Below are 17,857 nucleotides of genomic sequence, written 5' to 3'. Positions count from 1 at the left end.
CTGGAAGTAGGAAGAGAGCACCACAATGGCCAAGATCATTCGGAAGCCGAAGAAGAAGGTCTGCGGCTTCTGCAAGGACAAGGCGACGTACGTCGATTACAAGGACACCGCGCTGCTGCGCAAGTTCATCTCGGACCGCGGCAAGATCCGCGCCCGCCGGGTGACCGGGAACTGCGTGCAGCACCAGCGCGATGTCGCGACCGCTATCAAGAACGCTCGTGAGGTGGCCCTGCTGCCGTACACGAGCACCGCTCGCTGAGGGAGGCGCGGACCATGAAGCTCATCCTGTCTCAGGAGGTCGAGGGCCTCGGGGCTCCCGGCGACATCGTCGAGGTAAAGGACGGCTACGGCCGTAACTACCTGGTTCCGCGCGGCCTGGCCATCGGCTGGACCCGCGGCGCCGAGAAGCAGATCCAGTCGATCAAGCGGGCGCGTGACGCCCGGTCGATCCAGGGCAAGGAGCACGCGAGCGAGGTCAAGAACCAGCTCGAGCAGCTCTCCGTCACCCTGGCCGTCAAGGCCGGCGACACCGGCCGCCTGTTCGGCTCGGTCACCCCGGCCGACATCGCCACGGCGATCAAGTCCGCCGGCGGCCCGCTGGTCGAGAAGCGCGCGATCGCGATCGCGTCGCCGATCAAGACGACCGGCAAGCACCAGATTGCCGTCCAGTTGCACCCTGAGGTGGCCGCAACGGTCCGCCTCGAGGTCGCGGCCGGCTGATTTCTGCCTGAACGTTCAAGGCCCGCGTTCCCCGGTGAGGGGGCGCGGGCCTTGTCGTTGCCGGAACGGCGTCAGGTCTTCGTGGGAGTCGGCCAGTCGACGGGCTGCGGCTCGACCACCTGTCCACTGGCCGGCTTGACCTTGGGCCAGTCGACCGGCTCCGGCTCGATGCTGTCAGCGAGCGCCTGGGAGGGCGCCAGCAGAATGCCGACGGCAACCAGTGCGGTCGTGATCCGCGCCGCGCGGCGCGCTCGACGGTTCATTGCGCCGGGTCCAATGCGTAGAGGACGGAGTTGTACACGATGACAGCGCGCTTGCCGACAACACCCCACGGCCGCGTGGTGCCCTCGTTCATCGGGTAGGTGTTCCAGTTCGGCGACACGGCGTACAGCTTGCTGCTGATCGTGCCGTAGAGCATCGATCCGCTGACCGACAGGGGCTGGAAGCCCGGGAGCCGCCTGGTGTTGTTCTTGGTCAGGGTGAAGTTGACGAGGCACTCACCCCAGGCAGCGAATTTGCGGTTCGGGTCGGGGACCCAGTCCCAGCCGTCGGTGTCGCCGTTGCGGACCAATCCGCAGCTCGCGACCATCTTGCCACTCGCGGCCGAGTGCACGGCGGGGATCGTCTCCTCCGGGTTCTTGGCATTGGTCCACAGGGCCTGGACGTAGTCCGGGCTCGCCGAGACCACCTGGATGATGGCACCCGCGCCGCCTGGCGGCTGCAGCTTGACCTCTATCAGCTTCTTGCCGGGTTGCGTCCAGTAGAGCGGGCTGAGGTACTGCGCCATCAGCGTGCGGTCGCCCTCGGCGAGCAGGATCGTGGAGTTTCGCGGCTGATCCGGCGCCGCTTTGAGTTCGCCGCCCGAGATCACCATCGCCCCGGACTCGTCGGACAGGAAGACCAGCGGCGACTTGCCGAGGAACTGCACCTTAGCGCTGTCCGGCAACTCGATCGTCTTCGCCTCGGCGCCGCCGCCCGCCCAGTAGTACAGGGTGTCCGGCGTCGCGATCGCCAGGACCTGCTTCCCGTCGATCGTGGTGTAGACCGGGTTCTCGGCGTCTTTCGGTACCTTGTCCTGCCACAGCACCTTGCCGTTGGCATCGAACACGGCGACCTTCTCGTCGGTCGTCAGGATGGCGACCTCGGTGCCGTCCGGCTTGATCGCCGGTGTGCTGTCCTCGGCGAGGTCGACCGTCCAGCTCGCGTGCGTCGAGTAACCCTTCGGCTGGGTCTTGGGCGCGAACTCGTCCGGGTGCACGTTCGGCCCGGGAAGCTCGGGCAGCTTGGGTGACTCGGTCACCTGCGGCGTGCCTTCGCCGAGCTTGCTGAAGACGGTGATGTACAGCGTCGTACCGGCGATCAGGACGACCGCCACGGCCATCGCGAGCACGATCGGCCAGATCGGCTTCTTGCCCTTGCGGGGGTCGGTGTCGATCGCCTCCACCTGGCCGTCCGGGTGGATCACCAACGGCCAGGAGGCGCCGTCGGCCTCGACCGCGGTCGCCTTCACCGCGCGGCCCAGCTGGGCGGCCTGCTCACTGACGAGCTGGATCGCCGCTGCTCGCGGATCGTGGTGGTTGACCGGGTGACTGCGCCCGGCGATCTTCACCTCGGCGTTGTGGTCGTCGTACAGCCGGATCGTGACCTTCGGCCAGGAGGGGATCTTCTCAGCCACGATGTCCTCTCATTCCCGCCACAGGTCTCCCTCGTTCATCAGCTTCCGGCGTCCACGTTCTAGCATGTCCCCCGCATGAGGGCATACCGGGGATTCCGGGCATGCAGAAACCACGCGGGCCTGTCGGCTCGACTGACCCCGACAAGGGGGTAGAAACATCCTCGCCTGTGGATGGGTCACACAAGTACACCCGGAAAGCGAGAGAATACGGTGGGCAACAGCCTGTGACGAACCGCGAGAGGAGGGGCCATGACGCAGAACCCGTGGACACGAGAGCAGTCTCCGGGCCCGCAGCAGCCGTCGCCGAGCCCCGGGCCTCAGCCGGACATCACCCCGCGGGGGCCGTCGGCGCCCCAGCACGGGGTGCCGGCGCCCGCGGAGGATCAGCGCCTGCCCAAGTTCGCGATTCCGGCGGCCGACACCCTGTGGTGGGTCGGTGTCCACGGTGGCTCCGGCGAGACCACAATGTCGGTCCTGCTGCCGGGGACCCGGGCGTCCAACCACCGTTGGCCGATCCCGCCCCCGCCGGTGCCGACTCCGGTGATCCTGGTTGCCCGGACCCACGGGTCCGGTCTGCGCGCCGCGCAGCGAGCTGCGATCGAGTGGGCCTCGGGTGTCGTCCAGGGTGTCGCCGTGCTCGGCCTGGTGCTGATCGCGGACGCTCCTGGCCGGCTTCCCCGCGTGCTCGACGACTTCGCGGACATCGTCGGCGGAGGTGTTCCGAGGGTCTGGGACATCCCGTGGATCGAGGAGTGGCGCAGAGGGGAGGCTCCCACGCCTGACAACACGCCAGACGAGGTTTTCGAAGTACTTGAATCCATCTACGCACTTCGCGCGTCAAACCCAGCGGACTACCCCGCCCCGTACTGAAAGGCACCAAGACAATGATGTTGCTTCACCACCTGGTTACCGAGCTTCCGAACTCGCTGCCCCTGGAGGCGCCGCCTGTAGAGGTGACGAAAGGCCTGAACAAGGTCCTCGGCTGGGTCAAGTGGATCGCGTACCTGATCTGTGCACTCGGCATCATCATCGCCGGCGGCATGATGGCCATCGGTCAGCGCCGCGGTGAGGGTGGCGAGCACGCCGCCCGGCTCGGTTGGGTCCTGGCGGCCTGCATCGTCATCGGTGCGGCGACCGCCCTCGTCGACGCCCTGAAGTGACCCGGGCGCACCGCGAGTTGCTCGGAGGCTGATCGTAGGTGGGACTGTTCAGCAGGGACACGGACTCCGGCGACGATTCCGACGGCGAGAAGACCAGCTTCCTCGAGGAGCGTGGCTTCATCGCGTCGGCGATCGTCGTCGGAGCTGTGCTGATCTGCCTCGTGGCCTGGTTCATGCTGGGTGGCCGTTCGGACAGTCCGACGGCCAACCCCAGCGAGACACCGAGCACGGCTGTTCCTACCGGACAGCCCACCGAAGAAGAGTCGAACCAGCCGCCACCCGCGTCGCCGACCGAGGTGCCGAGCGCCACGCGGACCACGCCACCGCCGCCCAACAGTCACACCGGCGGCTGCCGCGCCAAGAACCCGAGTCAGGCGATCCCCAGGATCGCCGCCCCGGTCGCGGTCTCGTGGCAGTTCGAGGGAAAGATGCTGATTCCGATCCAGGCAGCGAGCGGGCCCACGAGCACCAGCGCGAACGGTGTGCGCTCGTGCTTCGCGCATTCGCCGACGGGTGCGGTGCTCGCGGCGATGGTCCTGCTCGGCCAGCTCCAGAACCCGGAGGTCGGCATCGCCGCGCTGCACAGCCGGGTGTATCCCGGTCCGGGCCGGGACGCGGCCATCGCCGAGGCCAGGCAGACGGCCAGGACGCCGTCGTCGACCGTGCCCGGTGACATCCAGTTCGCCGGCTTCAAGGTGCTCGACTATCCGCCGAACGCGACCCGGACGATCATCCAGGTCGTCGCCGATCTGGACGGCAAGGCGTACGGCGCGATGCCGGTCACCATGCGGTGGTACCGCAGCGACTGGTACGTCGAGCTGCAGCCTGACGGCAGCCTCAACGGGTCGGTCGAGCCGGACATCCTGACCAGTCTCAGCGGCTACGTCAGGTTCAGTGGTGCGGCATGATCATCCTCGGATGCTCGGGCTGGCCCTGGGACTGGGACGACTGCTTCAAAGAGGGTCTGAAGACCGCGCTGGAGTGGGCCTTCGGCAAGTTCTTCGACTTCATCTTCGAGGCGATCGCCAACGTCGTCATCCATGCCGTCGAGGCGGTCATGAAGGCCGTCGGCCTGCTCTGGGTCTACATCCCCACTCCGAGCATCGAGGGAAACACCCCGGCCCTGTGGATCCAGACCCACACCCAGTTCATCATGGTGTTCATCGCCTCGCTCGCGGTCATCGTCGGCGCTGTCCAGATGGCGATCTCGCACCGTGGTGAGCCGGCCCGGGACATCCTCAAATCGCTGATCACCCTGGTCGTGGTGACGGGGGCCGCGACGGCTTTCGCGGGCACGCTGATCTCGGCCGCGGACGGGTTCTCGACCTGGATCATCAACGCGGCGCTGAAGAAGGACGACCACAACTACGCGAAGAACCTGCTCGACGTGATGGACGAACCGTTCGGCTGGTTGCTGGTGATCTTCGTCGGCATCCTGATGGTGATCACCGCCATCATCCAGCTGGCGCTGATGATCGTGCGCTACGGGATGCTCGTGCTCCTGGTCGGCATGCTTCCGCTGACCGCGGCCGCGACCAACACCGAAATGGGGATGATGTGGTTCAAGCGCGCACTCGCCTGGCTGGCGTCGTTCATCATCTATAAACCGGTGGCGGCGATCATCTATGCCACCGCGTTCAGCCTGATGGGTTCGGAAGGTGCATCGCACATCCTCAAGGTCATCATGGGCGTGACGCTGATGATCGTGGCAGTCGTCGCGCTGCCGGCCATCCTTCGCTTCGTCTCACCGAGGACGTCCTGACGTGATACCGCTCGATGTGATCGACTGGGCGATCGACCTGATGAAGAAGGCCCTCGAGGTTGTCTTCGCCCCCGTCATGGAACTGGTGATGAAGTTCGTGTTCGAGCCAATCCTCAAGGCCATCGGCGCGGCGGTCGGAACTCTGATGAGTACGATCGCCACCTTCTGGGTCTATGTGCCGACCATTGCGGTCGGCAACGACCAGGGCACGCCGGCCAACGACACGGTCGGCTGGGTCTGGAGCCACACGCAGTTCATCGCCCTCTTCATCGCCGCCATCGGACTCATCGCCGGTGCCGTCCAGATGGCCTGGACCCAGCGCGGTGAGTCGGCCCGCGAACTGCTCCGCTCGCTGATCACGCTCGCGGTCGCCGCGGCGTTCTCGATCGCCGTCGCTCAGGCGCTGATCACCGCCGGCGACATGTTCTCCAGTTGCATCATCAGCTCCGCGCTCGACTCGAAGACCACCGGCTGGGTCGACGGCTGCCAGAACATAGGCTCTGGCGACTCGCAGGCCTTCGGCGAGAAGATGGGCGCGGTACTGGGCTTCGCCGCGATCGTCGGCATCGCCGGCTCACCGGTGCTGATCGGGATCATGATCGCGGTCGGCATCCTCTGCGTGATCGCCAGCCTGATCCAGATCGTGCTGATGGTCGTCCGCAGCGCCATGCTGGTCCTGCTGCTCGGCGTCCTGCCGATCGCGGCCGCCGCGACGAACACCGAGATGGGCCGGAACTGGTTCAAGAAGATCATCTCCTGGCTGCTCGCCTTCATCCTGTACAAACCGGTGGCGGCGATCGTCTACGCGACGGCGATCCGGCTGGTCTCGGACAACGGCGCCCCGCTGCACTACGACGCCAGCAACCCGGAGGAGATCGGAAGCATGGTGATGAACGTGGTCACCGGCCTCACGATGCTGGTGCTCGCCTTGTTCGCCATGCCGGCGCTGATGCGGTTCATCGTGCCGATGGTCGGGGCGACGGCGGGTGGAGCCGGCGCCGGCATGATGGCAGCCAAGATGGTCGGCGCCGACAAGGTCGGTGACATGGTGAGCAAGGGCGCTGAACAAGGGTCGGACGACGGCGGCGGCGGTGGCGGTGGTGACGGTCCGTCCGGTGCACAGAACGTCGGACGGGCGTCGCAGCAGGCCCCGAGCAGTGGCGGCGGTGGCGCGACAGGTGGAGCCGAAGGTGCCGCGGCAGGTGGCGAGGGCGCTGCAGCCGGCGGTGCCAGTGGCGCGGCCGGTGGTGCGGCAGGCGGTAGCGCAGCGGGCGGCGCAGCTGGTGGTGCCGCGGCCGGTGGCGCGGCCGCCACCGGGGTGGGCATACCGGTCGCCGTCGCGATTGCCGCGTACAAGGTCGGCAAGGCCGCCGCGGACGGCGCCAAGGAGGTCGGCAACGAGGCCATGGGCGACGGCGGCGAGTCGGGCGCCCAGAGCAGCGGCGGCGGAGGCGGCGGCGATGGCGGCGGCCCCACCGGCAGCAGCGGTGGCGGCGACCCGAACCGCGAGAGAGACCGCGCTCGCGATTACCGCGACGATGACCGAGGCAACCAACCACCACCACCACCACCGGACGGACCAAGTGGCAGCGGCTGAGAACGTACGACGCGCACCTCGCACCTACGGCAACTGGCGAAGGCCCGCCTCGGCGGGCATCGCCGGCCTGGGCATGCTCGGCACCGGCATCATGATGGGTGGCCTGCTGCTGGTCGTCATCGCAACGATGGTGGGCGGCATCAGGGCCGCCCTCGTCAGCCTGCTGATCGTCGGCGCGGCGCTCGGGCTGCTGATCACGAAGGACAAGCACGGGCATTCCACGCTGCAACGGCTCTCGACCCACATTGGATGGCAACGAGCAAAGATGGCTAAGCACAACGTTTACCGCTCCGGCCCGCTCGGCCGGACCGCCTGGGGCAAGTTCCAGCTTCCCGGCCTCGCCGCAGCCTCCCAGCTGAGCGAGTACCAGGACTCGTACGGGCGGCCGTTCGCGCTGCTGTACTACCCGAGCACCCGGCACTTCACCGTCGTCATCAACGCCGAGCCCGACGGCGCCTCGCTCGTCGACGAGGAGCAGGTGGACATCTGGGTGGCGCACTGGGGCCAGTGGCTCGCCTCGCTCGGTCACGAGCCGGGCATCGTCGCCGCGTCGGTGACGGTGGAGAGCGCACCGGACACCGGCATCCGGCTGCGCCGCGAGGTCGGCAACAACATGATGGACGGGACGCCGGCGATCGCCCGCGCGATGCTGACCGAGGTCGTGCAGAGCTACCCCGAGGGGTCGGCACTGGTCTCGGCCCGGGTCGCGCTGACCTTCAAGGGCACCGACCGGAGCGGCAAGCGGCGCAAGGAAGACGACATGGGCCGCGAGCTCGCGGCCCGGCTGCCCGCGCTCACCCAGAGCCTGAACGCGACCGGTGCCGGTGCTGCCCGGCCGGTCAGCGCGCAGGAGCTGTGCGAGGCGATCCGGATCGCGTACGACCCGGCGTCCGCCATGCTCATCGACGAGGCCCGCGGCCAGGGCATGCCGCCCGAACTGCAGTGGACCGACGTCGGCCCGGCCGCCACCCAGGCGTTCTGGGACAAGTACCGCCACGACTCCGCCTGGTCCGTGACCTGGCAGATGTCGCAGGCACCACGCGGTGAGGTGTTCTCGTCGGTGCTGTCGCAGTTGGTCGCGCCGCACGCCGACATCGACCGCAAGCGCGTGACGCTGCTCTACCGCCCGCTCGACGCCGGTACGGCGGCGCGCATGGTGGAGGCCGACAAGCGCAACGCGTCGTTCCGCGCCACCGCGTCCGCACGGCCGTCCGCGCGCAACCTGGCCGAGGCACGGGCCGCCGACCGGTCCGCCCAGGAAGAGGCGCGAGGCGCCGGCCTGGTCAACTTCGGCATGGTCGTCACCGGCACAGTGATGAGCGCCGAGCAGATCCCGGACATGATCGCCGCGGTCGACAACCTCGGCGCCACCGCGCGAGTTCTGCTGCGCCCGGCGTACGGCTCCCAGGACTCCGCGTTCGTGGCGGCGCTGCCGCTGGGCATCGTGGTGCAGAACCACCTTTCGGTACCGGCCGGACTGCGGGAATCCCTATGATTGGGCAAAGCACAGTGGCACCTGGGGAGTCACAGTGAGCAAAAAGCAGAAGAAGCCGGTAGATCCCTCCCGTCGCGGCAAGCGGCCGATGCCACGTGGCTGGCCCGGCCCGGGCGGCGGCTACTCGACGTACCTGCAGGCTCCGCAGGAGTGGCGCGGTACGACGGTGCAGGTCTGCGGTATGTGGCCGTTCGCGGCCGGTACGGGCAGCCCGATGGTCGGCGTACCGATCGGCCGGAACATCCTCTCCGGCGCGACCATGTGCTGCGACCCGATCAGCTGGTTCATGCGGGCCAAACTGATCTCGAACCCGTCGATGTTCGTGCTCGGCAAACCGGGTCTGGGCAAGTCGACGATCACCCGGCGGATGGCGCTCGGCCTGGCCGGGTACGGCGTGATGCCGCTGGTGCTCGGTGACCTCAAGCCGGACTACAAGGACCTGATCGAGGCGCTCGGCGGGCAGGTCATCCAGCTCGGCCGTGGTCGTGGCCACCTGAACGTGCTCGACCCGGGCGAGTCCCGCGAGGCCGCGCTCCGGCTGACCGGCAAGGCCCGCGAGGCGATCCAGGCGGACGCCCACGGCCGTCGGCAGACGATGGTCTCGGCGCTGATCGCGATCATGCGTAACCAGAATCCGAACGACCGCGAGGAGACCATCCTCGACGAGGCGCTCAAGGTCCTCGACGAGCGGTTCCAAGGTACGCCGGTGCTCCGCGACCTGCTGCAGGTCGTGCAGGACGCCCCGGACCGGGTCCGCAACGTGGCCCTGGACCGCGGCAGCCTGGACCGCTACCGGCAGATCACCGAGGGCCTCGAGGCGTCGCTGATCGGTCTGGTCGGCGGTGGCCGGCTGGGCGAGATCTTCTCCGAGCAGACCGACAACCCGATCCAGATGGACCGTCCGGTGGTGTTCGACGTGTCCAACGTCGACGACTCCGAGACCAGCCTGCAGGCCGCCGTACTGCTGGCCTGCTGGTCGTACGGGTTCGGCGCGGTCGCAGTCTCGCAGGCGCTCGCGGACGCCGGTCTGGAGCCGCGGCGGCACTACTTCGTCATCCTCGACGAGCTGTGGCGGGTGCTGCGGGCCGGGAGCGGTCTGGTCGACCGCGTCGACGCGCTGACCCGTCTGAACCGGCAGCGCGGTGTCGGCATGGCGATGATCTCGCACACCATGTCCGACCTGCTGGCGCTGCCGAACCCTGAGGACCGGATGAAGGCGAAGGGTTTCGTCGAGCGTTCCGGCATGGTCATCTGCGGCGGTCTGCCGCGCGCCGAGATGGACAACCTGACCGAGGTCGTGTCGATGTCCATGGAGGAGCAGAACATGCTCGTCGGCTGGCAGGACCCGCCCGCGTGGGACCCCGCCACCGGCAAGGAGGCCGCTCCTCCCGGCCGAGGCAACTTCCTGGTCAAGGTCGGTGGCCGGCCGGGTATCCCGGTGCACGTCGGACTCACCTCCGTCGAGCGCGAGATCAACGACACCAACAAGCTGTGGACGACCGGCAACGACGGGAAGCCACAGAAGGTCGAGGTCGCACCGGACGGGACCGAGCAGGTTGTCGGTGAGTACAGCCTCGACGACCCGATGCTGCTGCCGCCGCCCGATCCGACCACCCGCGTGGGGAGCTGACGAGTCATGGCCCAGGGCAGGAAGAGCACCGGACCCGGCGGGCTGTCGCCCGAGTCGGTCCTGATCTTCGCCATCATCGGCGTGTTCGCGCTGGTGGTGTTCTCGATGTGGATCGCGCTGAAGGTCGCCGCCGCGATCAACGGCTCCCGCCCGGCGGGGAACCCGTTCGACGCGATCGTCGACCTGTCGAAGGGGAACCTGGAGTGGTCGGGCGCGGCCACCGGCATCCTGGTCGTGGAGATCGTGGTGCTGCTCGGCCTGGTCGGCGGCGGTTGGATGTTCTTCCGGAACCGGGAGCGCTCGATCGGCCGGGTCGACCGCCAGGCGCAGTTGATGTCGAAGCGGTCCGAGATCTACAAGCTCACCCGCGAAGGCGCGCAGGAGAAGGCGAACCAGCTCGGCGCCGGGCACGCGGGTCCGGGCATCCTGATCGGCCGGACCGTCCGGGACAACCTGGAGGTCTTCGGCAACTGGGAAGACATGCACGTCGACATCTGGGGTCCCCGAACCGGTAAGACCACGTCGCGGGCTGTGCCGGCGATCCTGGACGCGCCCGGCTGCGTCGTCGCCACCTCGAACAAGCGGGACATCGTCGACGCCACCCGCGGGCCGCGTTCGGAGAAGGGCCCGCTGTGGGTGTTCGACCCGCAGGAGGTCTGCGAGGAGCCGCCGAACTGGTGGTGGAACCCGCTGACCTACATCACCGACGAGACCAAGGCGCGTGAGCTGGCCGAGCACTTCGTCGCCTCGCAGCGCCAGGTCGGCGCCCAGACCGACGCGTTCTTCGACGCCGCCGGCACGGACCTGCTGGCCGGTCTGCTGCTCGCGGCCGCGGTCGCCAAGCGGCCGATCACCCAGGTCTACACCTGGCTGGCCGACCAGCGGAACGACGAGCCCGAGCGGATCCTGCGCAACACCCCCGGTCTGCAGCTGTCCGCGGACGCCCTGTCCGGCGTCATCAACGCGCCGGACAAGCAGCGCGCCGGCGTCTACGGCACGGCGCAGCAGAGCGCCCAGTTCCTGGTCAACCGCAAGGTGACCCGCTGGGTCATCCCGAACGGCCCGAACGACAACCGGCCGCAGTTCAACCCGCACGAGTTCGTCCGTCAGGGCGGCACGCTGTACAGCCTGTCCAAGGAAGGCGCCGGTACGGCGGGCCCGCTGGTCACCGCGCTGACCGTCGCCGTCGTGGAGGCCGCCGAGCAGTTCGCCCGCGGCTGCCCGATGGGCCGGATGCCCAGCCCGCTGGTCGGCGTACTCGACGAGGCCGCCAACGTGTGCCGGTGGAAGAACCTCCCCGACCTGTACTCGCACTTCGGTTCCCGCGGCATCGTGCTGATGACGATCCTGCAGTCCTGGGCGCAGGGTCAGGAGTGCTGGGGCGACCACGGCATGCAGAAGCTCTGGGGCTCGGCCAACATCCGGGTGTACGGCGGTGGCGCGGCCGACGCGTCCTTCCTCGAGAACCTGAGCAAGATGATCGGCGACTACGACATCAGCTCGAGCTCGGTGTCGTACAACGAGGGCAAGCGCGGCACCAGCCAGCAGGTCCAGCGGCACAACATCATGGAGGTCTCCGACCTCGCCTCGATGCCGCCCGGCCGCGCGGTCGTGTTCCCGTCCGGGATCCCGGCCACGCTGGTGAAGACGGTCCCGTGGTTCACCCGGCCGGACGCCGGTGCGGTGAAGGCGTCGCTGGCGAAGTACGATCCGGGAGCGGCGGCGAACGGTCCGGTCAGCAACAACCCGTGGGTGGCTTCGAGCACCCAGGCGCCTCCGCAGCGTGGACCGGAGCGACCGGTCTGGGAGCAGAACGAGGGAGACAACCGCGGTGGATGGTGAGCAGGAGCTGTTCTACCCGCACGTCGCGGCGTTCGTGGAAGACCGGCTCATCTACCTCTACACGCGCCGGCTCGGGCAGCAGTTCATCTGGTGCCCCGAGTGGTACCGGCACGCGGAGGCGCTGAGCCGGCTGGACTCGATCTGGCGTGCCTGGGAGCACCTGCGACTCGACCCGGCGACCGGTATGTCGGTCTGGTGGCGTGACCACGCGGACCCGCACATGATGTCGCTGCTGGACCCGGACGGCCCGTTCGCCGCCTGCCGGAACAACCAGCACACCGACTACCCGATCCCGCCGCTCCCGGTGCAGGAGCCGCCGGCCGGCCTGTTCTTCGACCAACGGCAGCCGAACATCCGCGGGATCTAGCGGATGTGGAGGTGGGGCAACCTGCTGCTGGCCTTCGTCGCCGAGCTGGTTGCCCTAGGCATCTTCGCGTGGTGGGGTTGGAATGCCGGCGGCTCGACGCTCGACCGCTGGGTGCTGGCGGTCCTGCTGCCGCTGGCGACCGCGGTCGTGTGGGGACAGTTCGCGGCACCGACCGCGCCCCGCGGGACGCCGGTGCGGCGATGGACCGTCAAGGTCCTCGTCTTCGGCTTGGCGGGTGCCGCCCTGTGGAGCCTGGGGCACCCGCTGCTCGCCGTCGGGTTCGTCGTCGTGGTCGCAGCGAACCTGCTGATCATTCACACGCAGAAGCTGCAGCCGACGAAACCTAGCTAGATCTCCAGGTCCGGCTCGCTCGCCCGGTTCGGCTTCACGACCTTGCCCTGCTTGTTCCGGACCCGGCCGGGGCCGCGGACGTGGCGGCGCGCCTGGGGGAGCTGAGCCTCCGGCGCCTCCTCCGGTGCCTTGCGGACGGCCTCGCTCGGGTTCGGCTGCGCCTCGCGGAGGTGCCTCCGCGCGGACGCGTCGTACTCCCGGGAAATTTTGTCGTCGCTGACGGTCTTGCGTTCCTCGATGGTGGCGGCGTTCTGGTACCGACGGCCTTCGGCAACCAGCCCTGCCGATCCGGCCTCGTCGCGGTGTGCTGCCGCCTCGTCCAGCTCGTGCCGGCCGTGGGCCCGGTCGCTGATGCCCCGCTGTACGTCGTTCGAGGCGTACTGCCGGTAGCGGTCGCGGGCCTCTTCGTCGGCGTACGCGAGCTGGAACGCCCGAGAGGTCTCCGCGGTGGCGTCGAGGAGCTCCTCGCGGCTGCGCCGCTCCGTGAGCTCCTGCTGCTCCTTGGCCGCGCGCTCGTCGAGCTGCTCCGCGCGCGCCTCCGCGTCTTCTTCCTGCCGGGCCTGCTCGTCCTCCGCTTCCTGGCGTTCGGCTTCTTCCTCCGCCAGGTCGTGGGTCGGGTGCTTGTCGGCCTCTGTCCGTGCTTGGGCGGCCCGCCGCTCGCGCGCGGCCTCAGTGTCGTCGTCGCCCTGCTCCCGCTGTTCGGGTTCGAGCTCGACGGACTGGTCGTCGTCGGTGTCGGGCATGCCGCTCCTTTCCTTCTGATCCACGATGCCGCACCGCAGGGTCAGCGGGTAGCCCCGGTCACCAGCCAGGCGTCACGGCGCTCACGCGTGGTCAGCGTGAGGAATCGCAGCAGCATGTACCCGCCGAACGCCCACCACAGCGCCACGATCCCGCCGCCGAGCCAGAGCACCGCCAGCGCGAGCGGGACGTACAGCACGAGCGCGACGATTCCGGCCGCTGCGAGGTACCGCCCGTCCCCGGCGCCGATGAGTACGCCGTCCAGCACGAACACGACTCCGTTGATCGGCTGCCACAACGCGGACACGATCAGGATGGCGGCGAGCGTACGACGTACCTCGGGGTCGCTGGTGAACCACGGGACGTAGACGTCGCGCAGTCCCCAGAGCGCGAGGCCGCCGATCAGCCCGGAGAACAGGCCCCACCACATCATCCGGCGGGTGATCGCGCGGGTCCCCGCGACGTCGCCGGCGCCCAGCGCGCGGCCGGTGAGCGCTTGCGCGGCGATCGCGATGGCGTCCAGGGCGAGTGCGAGGAACGACCACAGCGTGAAGGCGACCTGGTGGGCCGCGACGGACGTCGTACCGAGGGCCGTGGCGACGAATGTGAGCAGGATGATCGCCGCGCGCAGCGTCAGCGTGCGTACGACGAGCGGTACGCCCATCTGCGCGGAGGCCAGGATCCCGGGTCGATCGGGGCGGAGCTTGGCGCCGTCGCGGCGGGCGCCACGGACCACCACCACGACCAGCGCAACACCGGCGCCGGTCTGCGCGAGCGCCGTACCCAGGGCGGAGCCTGCGATATCCAGATCGAGGCCGTACACGAGCAGGACGTTCAGCCCGATGTTGGCGAGGTTGGCGGTGATCGCGACGACCATCGGGGTCTTCGTGTCCTGCAGACCCCGCAGTACGCCGGTGGCGGCGAGCAGGAGCAGCATCGACGGGATGCCGAAGCAGGAGATCCGCAGGTACATCACCGCGTAGTCGGCGACCTCCGGTGACGGGTCGAACGCCGCGATGGCCTGCGGCGCGAGCACCAGTCCGAGGAGCGCGAGTACGACGCCCAGCAGCAACGCCAGCCACAGCCCGTCGATGCCCTGGGCCAGTGCGCCCTTGTGGTCGCCGGCGCCGATCCGGCGGGCGACCGCGGACGTGGTGCCGTACGCGAGGAAGACGCAGATGCCGACGAGGGTCTGCAGGATGGTCCCCGCGACGCCGAGCGCGGCGAGCTGCGGGGTGCCCAGGTGGCCGACGATCGCGGAGTCCGCGAGCAGCATCAGCGGCTCGGACACCAGGGCGAAGAACGCCGGGACGGCAAGCCGGAGGATCTCCCGGTCCTGTTCGCCCACCCATCGTCGACCTCTCACCGGAGCGAGGTTACCCAGGACTCGCGGGCGCGTCGGAAATTGGTCTCAGACTTTTTCTTCTCCACAGTTGTGAACTAGAGAAACCGCAGGTCACGGGTCTGTTGTGGGTTCTTGTCCCCAGATATCCACAGGGTTGTGCCCAACCTGTGCACACCCCTTCCGGGGGTTATCCACGGGTCGTCCACAGGGGGTGTGGACGACCGAGTGGCCTTTGGTGTCGCGACCGGCGTACGGTCGCGAGGCCTGTCGCCGAAGACTGTCGGTGGGCCTGGCTAGGGTTCGATCAGGTGTTCGAACCGGCCGGCGGTGGCTGGGCAGCAGGCGGACGAGGAGGTCGGACGAAGTGAGCGTGGCGGAGTTCCGCGGGGGCCAGGACGGCGGCCACGAAGAGCGGCGTCCCGAGATGGGCTTCGACCGCACCCCTCCCCAGGATCTCGCGGCCGAGCAGTGTGTGCTCGGCGCGATGATGCTGAGCAAGGATGCGATCGCCGATGTGATCGAGAATCTGCGCAGCACGGACTTCTACCGCCCGGCGCACGAGGCCGTCTTCGACGCGATCACCGACCTGTATGCGCGGGGTGAGCCGGCCGACGCGATCACGGTCGCGGCCGAGCTCAACAAGCGCGGCGAGATGACCCGGATCGGCGGCGCGCCGTACGTTCACACCCTGGTCGCGTCCGTCCCGCTCGCGGCCAACGCCAGCTACTACGCGCACATCGTCCGGGAGAAGGCGATCCTGCGCCGCCTGGTCGAGGCCGGCACGAAGATCGTCCAGCTCGGGTATGCCGGTGAGGGCGAGGTCGACGACGTCGTCGACGAGGCGCAGGCGGAGATCTACTCGGTCACCGAGAAGCGGACCGCCGAGGACTACGCGCCGCTGAAGGACATCATGGAGGGCGCCCTCGACGAGATCGAGGCGATCGACTCCCGCGGTGACGCGATGGTCGGCGTACCGACCGGGTTCACCGACCTGGACGAGCTGACCAACGGCCTGCACCCCGGCCAGATGATCATCGTCGCCGCCCGTCCCGCGATGGGGAAGGCGCTCGCGCTCGACACCCCGCTGCCGACGCCGACCGGCTGGACCACGATGGCCGAGGTCGCGATCGGCGACCAGTTGCTGGACGCCGACGGGCTTCCGACCACGGTGGTCGCGGCGACCGAGGTGATGATCGACCGGCCGTGCTTCCGGCTGTCGTTCTCGGACGGCAGCACGATCGTCGCCGACGCCGAGCACCAGTGGCGCGTCGAGGACGGCGGCCGCCCGGTGGTCTGCACGACCGCCGACCTGTACACGGCGATGTCGGCGAGTCCCGGGCTGACACCGCCGATCCCCGGGTCGGCGCCGCGGCAGATCACCGGGCACGGCTTCCCGGCCGCGCTGCACGGTGAAGGCGAGCGGCGGCTCGAATGGGTCGACCCAGTCGACAGCGTGCCGGTGCGGTGCGTCGAGGTCGACAACGCCGACCACCTGTACCTGGCCGGCAAGACGATGATCCCGACCCACAACTCCACCCTCGGCCTGGACTTCGCCCGGTCCTGCTCGATCAAGCACGGCCTGACCTCGTGCATCTTCTCGCTGGAGATGAGCCGCAACGAGATCACCATGCGTCTGCTGTCGGCGGAGGCGAAGGTCCCGCTGCACCACATGCGCAACGGCAAGATGACCGACGAGGACTGGGCCCGCCTGGCCCGCAAGATGGGCGAGGTCTCCGAGGCCCCGCTGTTCATCGACGACTCGCCGAACCTGACGATGATGGAGATCCGCGCCAAGGCCCGCCGCCTCAAACAGCGCCACGACCTCAAACTGATCGTCATCGACTACCTCCAGCTGATGACATCCGGCAAGAAGGTCGAGTCCCGCCAGCTGGAAGTCTCCGAGTTCTCCCGCTCCATCAAGCTCCTCGCCAAGGAACTGGAGCTCCCCGTAGTAGCCATCTGTCAGCTCAACCGAGGCTCCGAACAACGCTCCGACAAACGCCCCATGGCCTCCGACCTCCGCGAGAGCGGCAGCCTGGAACAGGATGCCGACGTTGTCATCCTGCTGCATCGTGAGGATGCGTATGAACGTGAGTCGACCCGGCCCGGGGAGGCGGACTTTATTGTCGCCAAGCACCGGAACGGGCCGACTGCGGATGTGGTCGTTGCCTTCCAGGGGCACTACTCACGGTTCGTGGATATGGCGCACGACGGGTAATTCAGAGGCGTTCGATTGCTACGAAGACTGCCAGGGCGAGCAGTACGGCGTTGACGGCGACGCTCGAGAATTCGGAGCGGCGGGTGTGGGTGATGATGGCGCCGATCATGACGACGGCCAGGCCGATGGCTGCGGCGGGGACCAGCCAGGTGGCGAGGTCGAAGGCGCGGGGGAGGATCAGGCCGGCGGCGCCGGCGATCTCCGCGACGCCGATGACCTTGATCAGTTCGATCGGGAACGGGGCCGCCCAGCCCATCCGGGGATTGCCGGCCAGCGACGCCTTCGTGGCCGGCACCTTCATCACGCCGGACATCAGAAACATCGCGGCGAGCAGCCCGGAGACGATCCACACGACGACGTTCATGCCGCCACCGGCTCCCCGACGCGAATCTGCTTGAGGGCGGCCGCCCACGACTCGAGCTGGTCGAACAGGACGGTTGCCTGGTCGGCGTACTGCGGTGCCGGCCGGAAGACCGAGAAGTTCTCGAAGTCGGTGAAGAGCGAGAACGACAGCTGCTGACGTACGTCGGCGAGCTGGAGTTCCGCACTGATGGCACGCAGGTGCTCGATCGCCCGCGTTCCGCCGAGCGAGCCGTACGACACGAAGCCGGCGGCCTTGTTGTTCCACTCGGCGTACAAGTAGTCGATCGCGTTCTTCAGTACGCCGGACGTGGAGTGGTTGTACTCCGGCGTGACGAACACGAACCCGTCGTACGCCGCGATCTTCTCGGCCCACGCCTTCGTGCGCTCGCCGGCGTACTGCCCGGCCGACGGCGGCATGGCCTCGTCCAGGTGGGGCAGCGGGTAGTCGACCAGATCGATCAACTCGTACGTCGCGTCGGTCCGGCGCTCCGCCTGGGACAGCACCCAGTCGGCCACCGCCTTCCCGTTCCGCCCGGGCCGGGTGCTGCCGAGGATGATCGCGATCTTCAGGTCGCTCATGGCGACGACTCC

At 68.5% G+C, this 17,857-nt stretch carries 19 protein-coding genes; 13 read left to right on the top strand and 6 right to left on the bottom strand.

The features are described 5' to 3' along the window. The first annotated feature begins 25 nt into the window (after positions 1-25). Positions 26-259: a 30S ribosomal protein S18 gene (gene rpsR / locus EV649_RS26855; protein ID WP_012924539.1), complete on the top strand. Its 234-nt coding sequence runs from the start codon at positions 26-28 to the stop codon at positions 257-259. A gap of 14 nt (positions 260-273) precedes the next feature. Continuing rightward, positions 274-720 carry a 50S ribosomal protein L9 gene (gene rplI / locus EV649_RS26850; protein ID WP_130386397.1) on the top strand — a complete coding sequence of 149 codons (447 nt, stop codon included), beginning with the start codon at positions 274-276 and terminating at the stop codon, positions 718-720. A 71-nt stretch (positions 721-791) separates the two neighbouring features. Here the strand turns inward: rplI and EV649_RS26845 are convergent, their stop codons facing one another. Together EV649_RS26845 and EV649_RS26840 are read right to left on the bottom strand one after the other, a co-directional pair. Then, the gene (locus tag EV649_RS26845) at positions 792-983 is read right to left on the bottom strand and encodes a hypothetical protein (protein ID WP_130386396.1); all 192 of its coding nucleotides are present in this window, start codon (positions 981-983) and stop codon (positions 792-794) included. Further along, the gene (locus EV649_RS26840; RefSeq protein WP_130386395.1) at positions 980-2,395 is read right to left on the bottom strand and encodes a hypothetical protein; all 1,416 of its coding nucleotides are present in this window, start codon (positions 2,393-2,395) and stop codon (positions 980-982) included. The genes EV649_RS26845 and EV649_RS26840 overlap by 4 nt, the downstream gene beginning before the upstream one ends. A gap of 249 nt (positions 2,396-2,644) precedes the next feature. Here EV649_RS26840 and EV649_RS26835 point away from each other — a divergent pair, with 249 nt between their 5' ends. The 10 genes from EV649_RS26835 to EV649_RS26790 are packed head-to-tail and all read left to right on the top strand — an operon-like array spanning position 2,645 to position 12,599. Further along, positions 2,645-3,265, top strand: a complete 621-nt coding sequence (locus tag EV649_RS26835) for a DUF6668 family protein (RefSeq protein WP_130386394.1) — start codon at positions 2,645-2,647, stop codon at positions 3,263-3,265. A 14-nt stretch (positions 3,266-3,279) separates the two neighbouring features. Then, positions 3,280-3,555, top strand: a complete 276-nt coding sequence (locus EV649_RS26830) for a TrbC/VirB2 family protein (protein WP_130386393.1) — start codon at positions 3,280-3,282, stop codon at positions 3,553-3,555. Between the two features lie 38 nt (positions 3,556-3,593). After that, positions 3,594-4,463, top strand: a complete 870-nt coding sequence (locus tag EV649_RS26825) for a hypothetical protein (protein WP_130386392.1) — start codon at positions 3,594-3,596, stop codon at positions 4,461-4,463. Next, positions 4,460-5,317 (top strand): hypothetical protein, encoded by an 858-nt coding sequence (locus EV649_RS26820; protein WP_130386391.1) that lies wholly within the window; start codon positions 4,460-4,462, stop codon positions 5,315-5,317. The genes EV649_RS26825 and EV649_RS26820 overlap by 4 nt, the downstream gene beginning before the upstream one ends. Before the next feature lies 1 nt (position 5,318). After that, positions 5,319-6,914, top strand: coding sequence for a hypothetical protein (locus EV649_RS26815; RefSeq protein ID WP_130386390.1), 1,596 nt, complete (start codon positions 5,319-5,321; stop codon positions 6,912-6,914). Next, on the top strand, positions 6,901-8,409 hold the full coding sequence (locus EV649_RS26810) for an SCO6880 family protein (protein ID WP_198682726.1): 1,509 nt from the start codon (positions 6,901-6,903) through the stop codon (positions 8,407-8,409). Before EV649_RS26815 ends, EV649_RS26810 begins: the two co-directional genes overlap by 14 nt. Positions 8,410-8,443: 34 nt before the next feature. Next, positions 8,444-10,039, top strand: a complete 1,596-nt coding sequence (locus EV649_RS26805; protein ID WP_241998714.1) for an ATP/GTP-binding protein — start codon at positions 8,444-8,446, stop codon at positions 10,037-10,039. A 6-nt stretch (positions 10,040-10,045) separates the two neighbouring features. Further along, positions 10,046-11,881: a TraM recognition domain-containing protein gene (locus EV649_RS26800; protein ID WP_130386389.1), complete on the top strand. Its 1,836-nt coding sequence runs from the start codon at positions 10,046-10,048 to the stop codon at positions 11,879-11,881. Beyond that, positions 11,871-12,248: a DUF4913 domain-containing protein gene (locus EV649_RS26795; RefSeq protein ID WP_130386388.1), complete on the top strand. Its 378-nt coding sequence runs from the start codon at positions 11,871-11,873 to the stop codon at positions 12,246-12,248. The genes EV649_RS26800 and EV649_RS26795 overlap by 11 nt, the downstream gene beginning before the upstream one ends. Before the next feature lie 3 nt (positions 12,249-12,251). Further along, positions 12,252-12,599, top strand: a complete 348-nt coding sequence (locus tag EV649_RS26790; RefSeq protein WP_130386387.1) for a YrdB family protein — start codon at positions 12,252-12,254, stop codon at positions 12,597-12,599. Here EV649_RS26790 and EV649_RS26785 read toward each other — a convergent pair. Beyond that, positions 12,596-13,342 carry a hypothetical protein gene (locus EV649_RS26785; protein WP_130386386.1) on the bottom strand — a complete coding sequence of 249 codons (747 nt, stop codon included), beginning with the start codon at positions 13,340-13,342 and terminating at the stop codon, positions 12,596-12,598. The genes EV649_RS26790 and EV649_RS26785 overlap by 4 nt on opposite strands. 41 nt (positions 13,343-13,383) lie before the next feature. After that, a complete protein-coding gene (locus EV649_RS26780; protein WP_241998713.1) occupies positions 13,384-14,706 on the bottom strand; it encodes an MATE family efflux transporter in 1,323 nt (440 codons plus the stop codon). A 403-nt stretch (positions 14,707-15,109) separates the two neighbouring features. On the opposite strand from EV649_RS26780, the gene dnaB reads away from it, so the two are divergent. Beyond that, on the top strand, positions 15,110-16,903 hold the full coding sequence (gene dnaB, locus EV649_RS26775; RefSeq protein ID WP_130387135.1) for a replicative DNA helicase: 1,794 nt from the start codon (positions 15,110-15,112) through the stop codon (positions 16,901-16,903). A gap of 1 nt (position 16,904) precedes the next feature. Here dnaB and EV649_RS26770 read toward each other — a convergent pair whose 3' ends face one another. Both EV649_RS26770 and EV649_RS26765 read right to left on the bottom strand, forming a co-directional pair. Beyond that, complete coding sequence (locus tag EV649_RS26770; protein ID WP_130386385.1) at positions 16,905-17,267, bottom strand: DoxX family protein; 363 nt, start codon at positions 17,265-17,267, stop codon at positions 16,905-16,907. Further along, positions 17,264-17,845: an NAD(P)H-dependent oxidoreductase gene (locus EV649_RS26765; RefSeq protein WP_130386384.1), complete on the bottom strand. Its 582-nt coding sequence runs from the start codon at positions 17,843-17,845 to the stop codon at positions 17,264-17,266. Before EV649_RS26765 ends, EV649_RS26770 begins: the two co-directional genes overlap by 4 nt. Between the last annotated feature and the right edge of the window lie 12 nt (positions 17,846-17,857).

The sequence above is a fragment of the Kribbella sp. VKM Ac-2569 genome, from assembly GCF_004216905.1.
GTDB lineage: Bacteria > Actinomycetota > Actinomycetes > Propionibacteriales > Kribbellaceae > Kribbella.
Note: the sequence above shows the minus strand (reverse complement) of the source record. Positions and strands in the feature narration are given on the sequence as shown.

Excerpts from the sequence above, each read along its gene's own strand:
- dnaB (WP_130387135.1), top strand. The coding sequence starts at position 15,110 with ATGGGCTTCGACCGCACCCCTCCCCAGGATCTCGCGGCCGAGCAGTGT.
- EV649_RS26790 (WP_130386387.1), top strand. The coding sequence starts at position 12,252 with ATGTGGAGGTGGGGCAACCTGCTGCTGGCCTTCGTCGCCGAGCTGGTT.
- EV649_RS26765 (WP_130386384.1), bottom strand. The coding sequence starts at position 17,845 with ATGAGCGACCTGAAGATCGCGATCATCCTCGGCAGCACCCGGCCCGGG.
- EV649_RS26770 (WP_130386385.1), bottom strand. The coding sequence starts at position 17,267 with ATGAACGTCGTCGTGTGGATCGTCTCCGGGCTGCTCGCCGCGATGTTT.
- EV649_RS26820 (WP_130386391.1), top strand. The coding sequence starts at position 4,460 with ATGATCATCCTCGGATGCTCGGGCTGGCCCTGGGACTGGGACGACTGC.
- rpsR (WP_012924539.1), top strand. The coding sequence starts at position 26 with ATGGCCAAGATCATTCGGAAGCCGAAGAAGAAGGTCTGCGGCTTCTGC.
- EV649_RS26800 (WP_130386389.1), top strand. The coding sequence starts at position 10,046 with ATGGCCCAGGGCAGGAAGAGCACCGGACCCGGCGGGCTGTCGCCCGAG.
- EV649_RS26845 (WP_130386396.1), bottom strand. The coding sequence starts at position 983 with ATGAACCGTCGAGCGCGCCGCGCGGCGCGGATCACGACCGCACTGGTT.
- EV649_RS26830 (WP_130386393.1), top strand. The coding sequence starts at position 3,280 with ATGATGTTGCTTCACCACCTGGTTACCGAGCTTCCGAACTCGCTGCCC.
- EV649_RS26835 (WP_130386394.1), top strand. The coding sequence starts at position 2,645 with ATGACGCAGAACCCGTGGACACGAGAGCAGTCTCCGGGCCCGCAGCAG.
- rplI (WP_130386397.1), top strand. The coding sequence starts at position 274 with ATGAAGCTCATCCTGTCTCAGGAGGTCGAGGGCCTCGGGGCTCCCGGC.
- EV649_RS26785 (WP_130386386.1), bottom strand. The coding sequence starts at position 13,342 with ATGCCCGACACCGACGACGACCAGTCCGTCGAGCTCGAACCCGAACAG.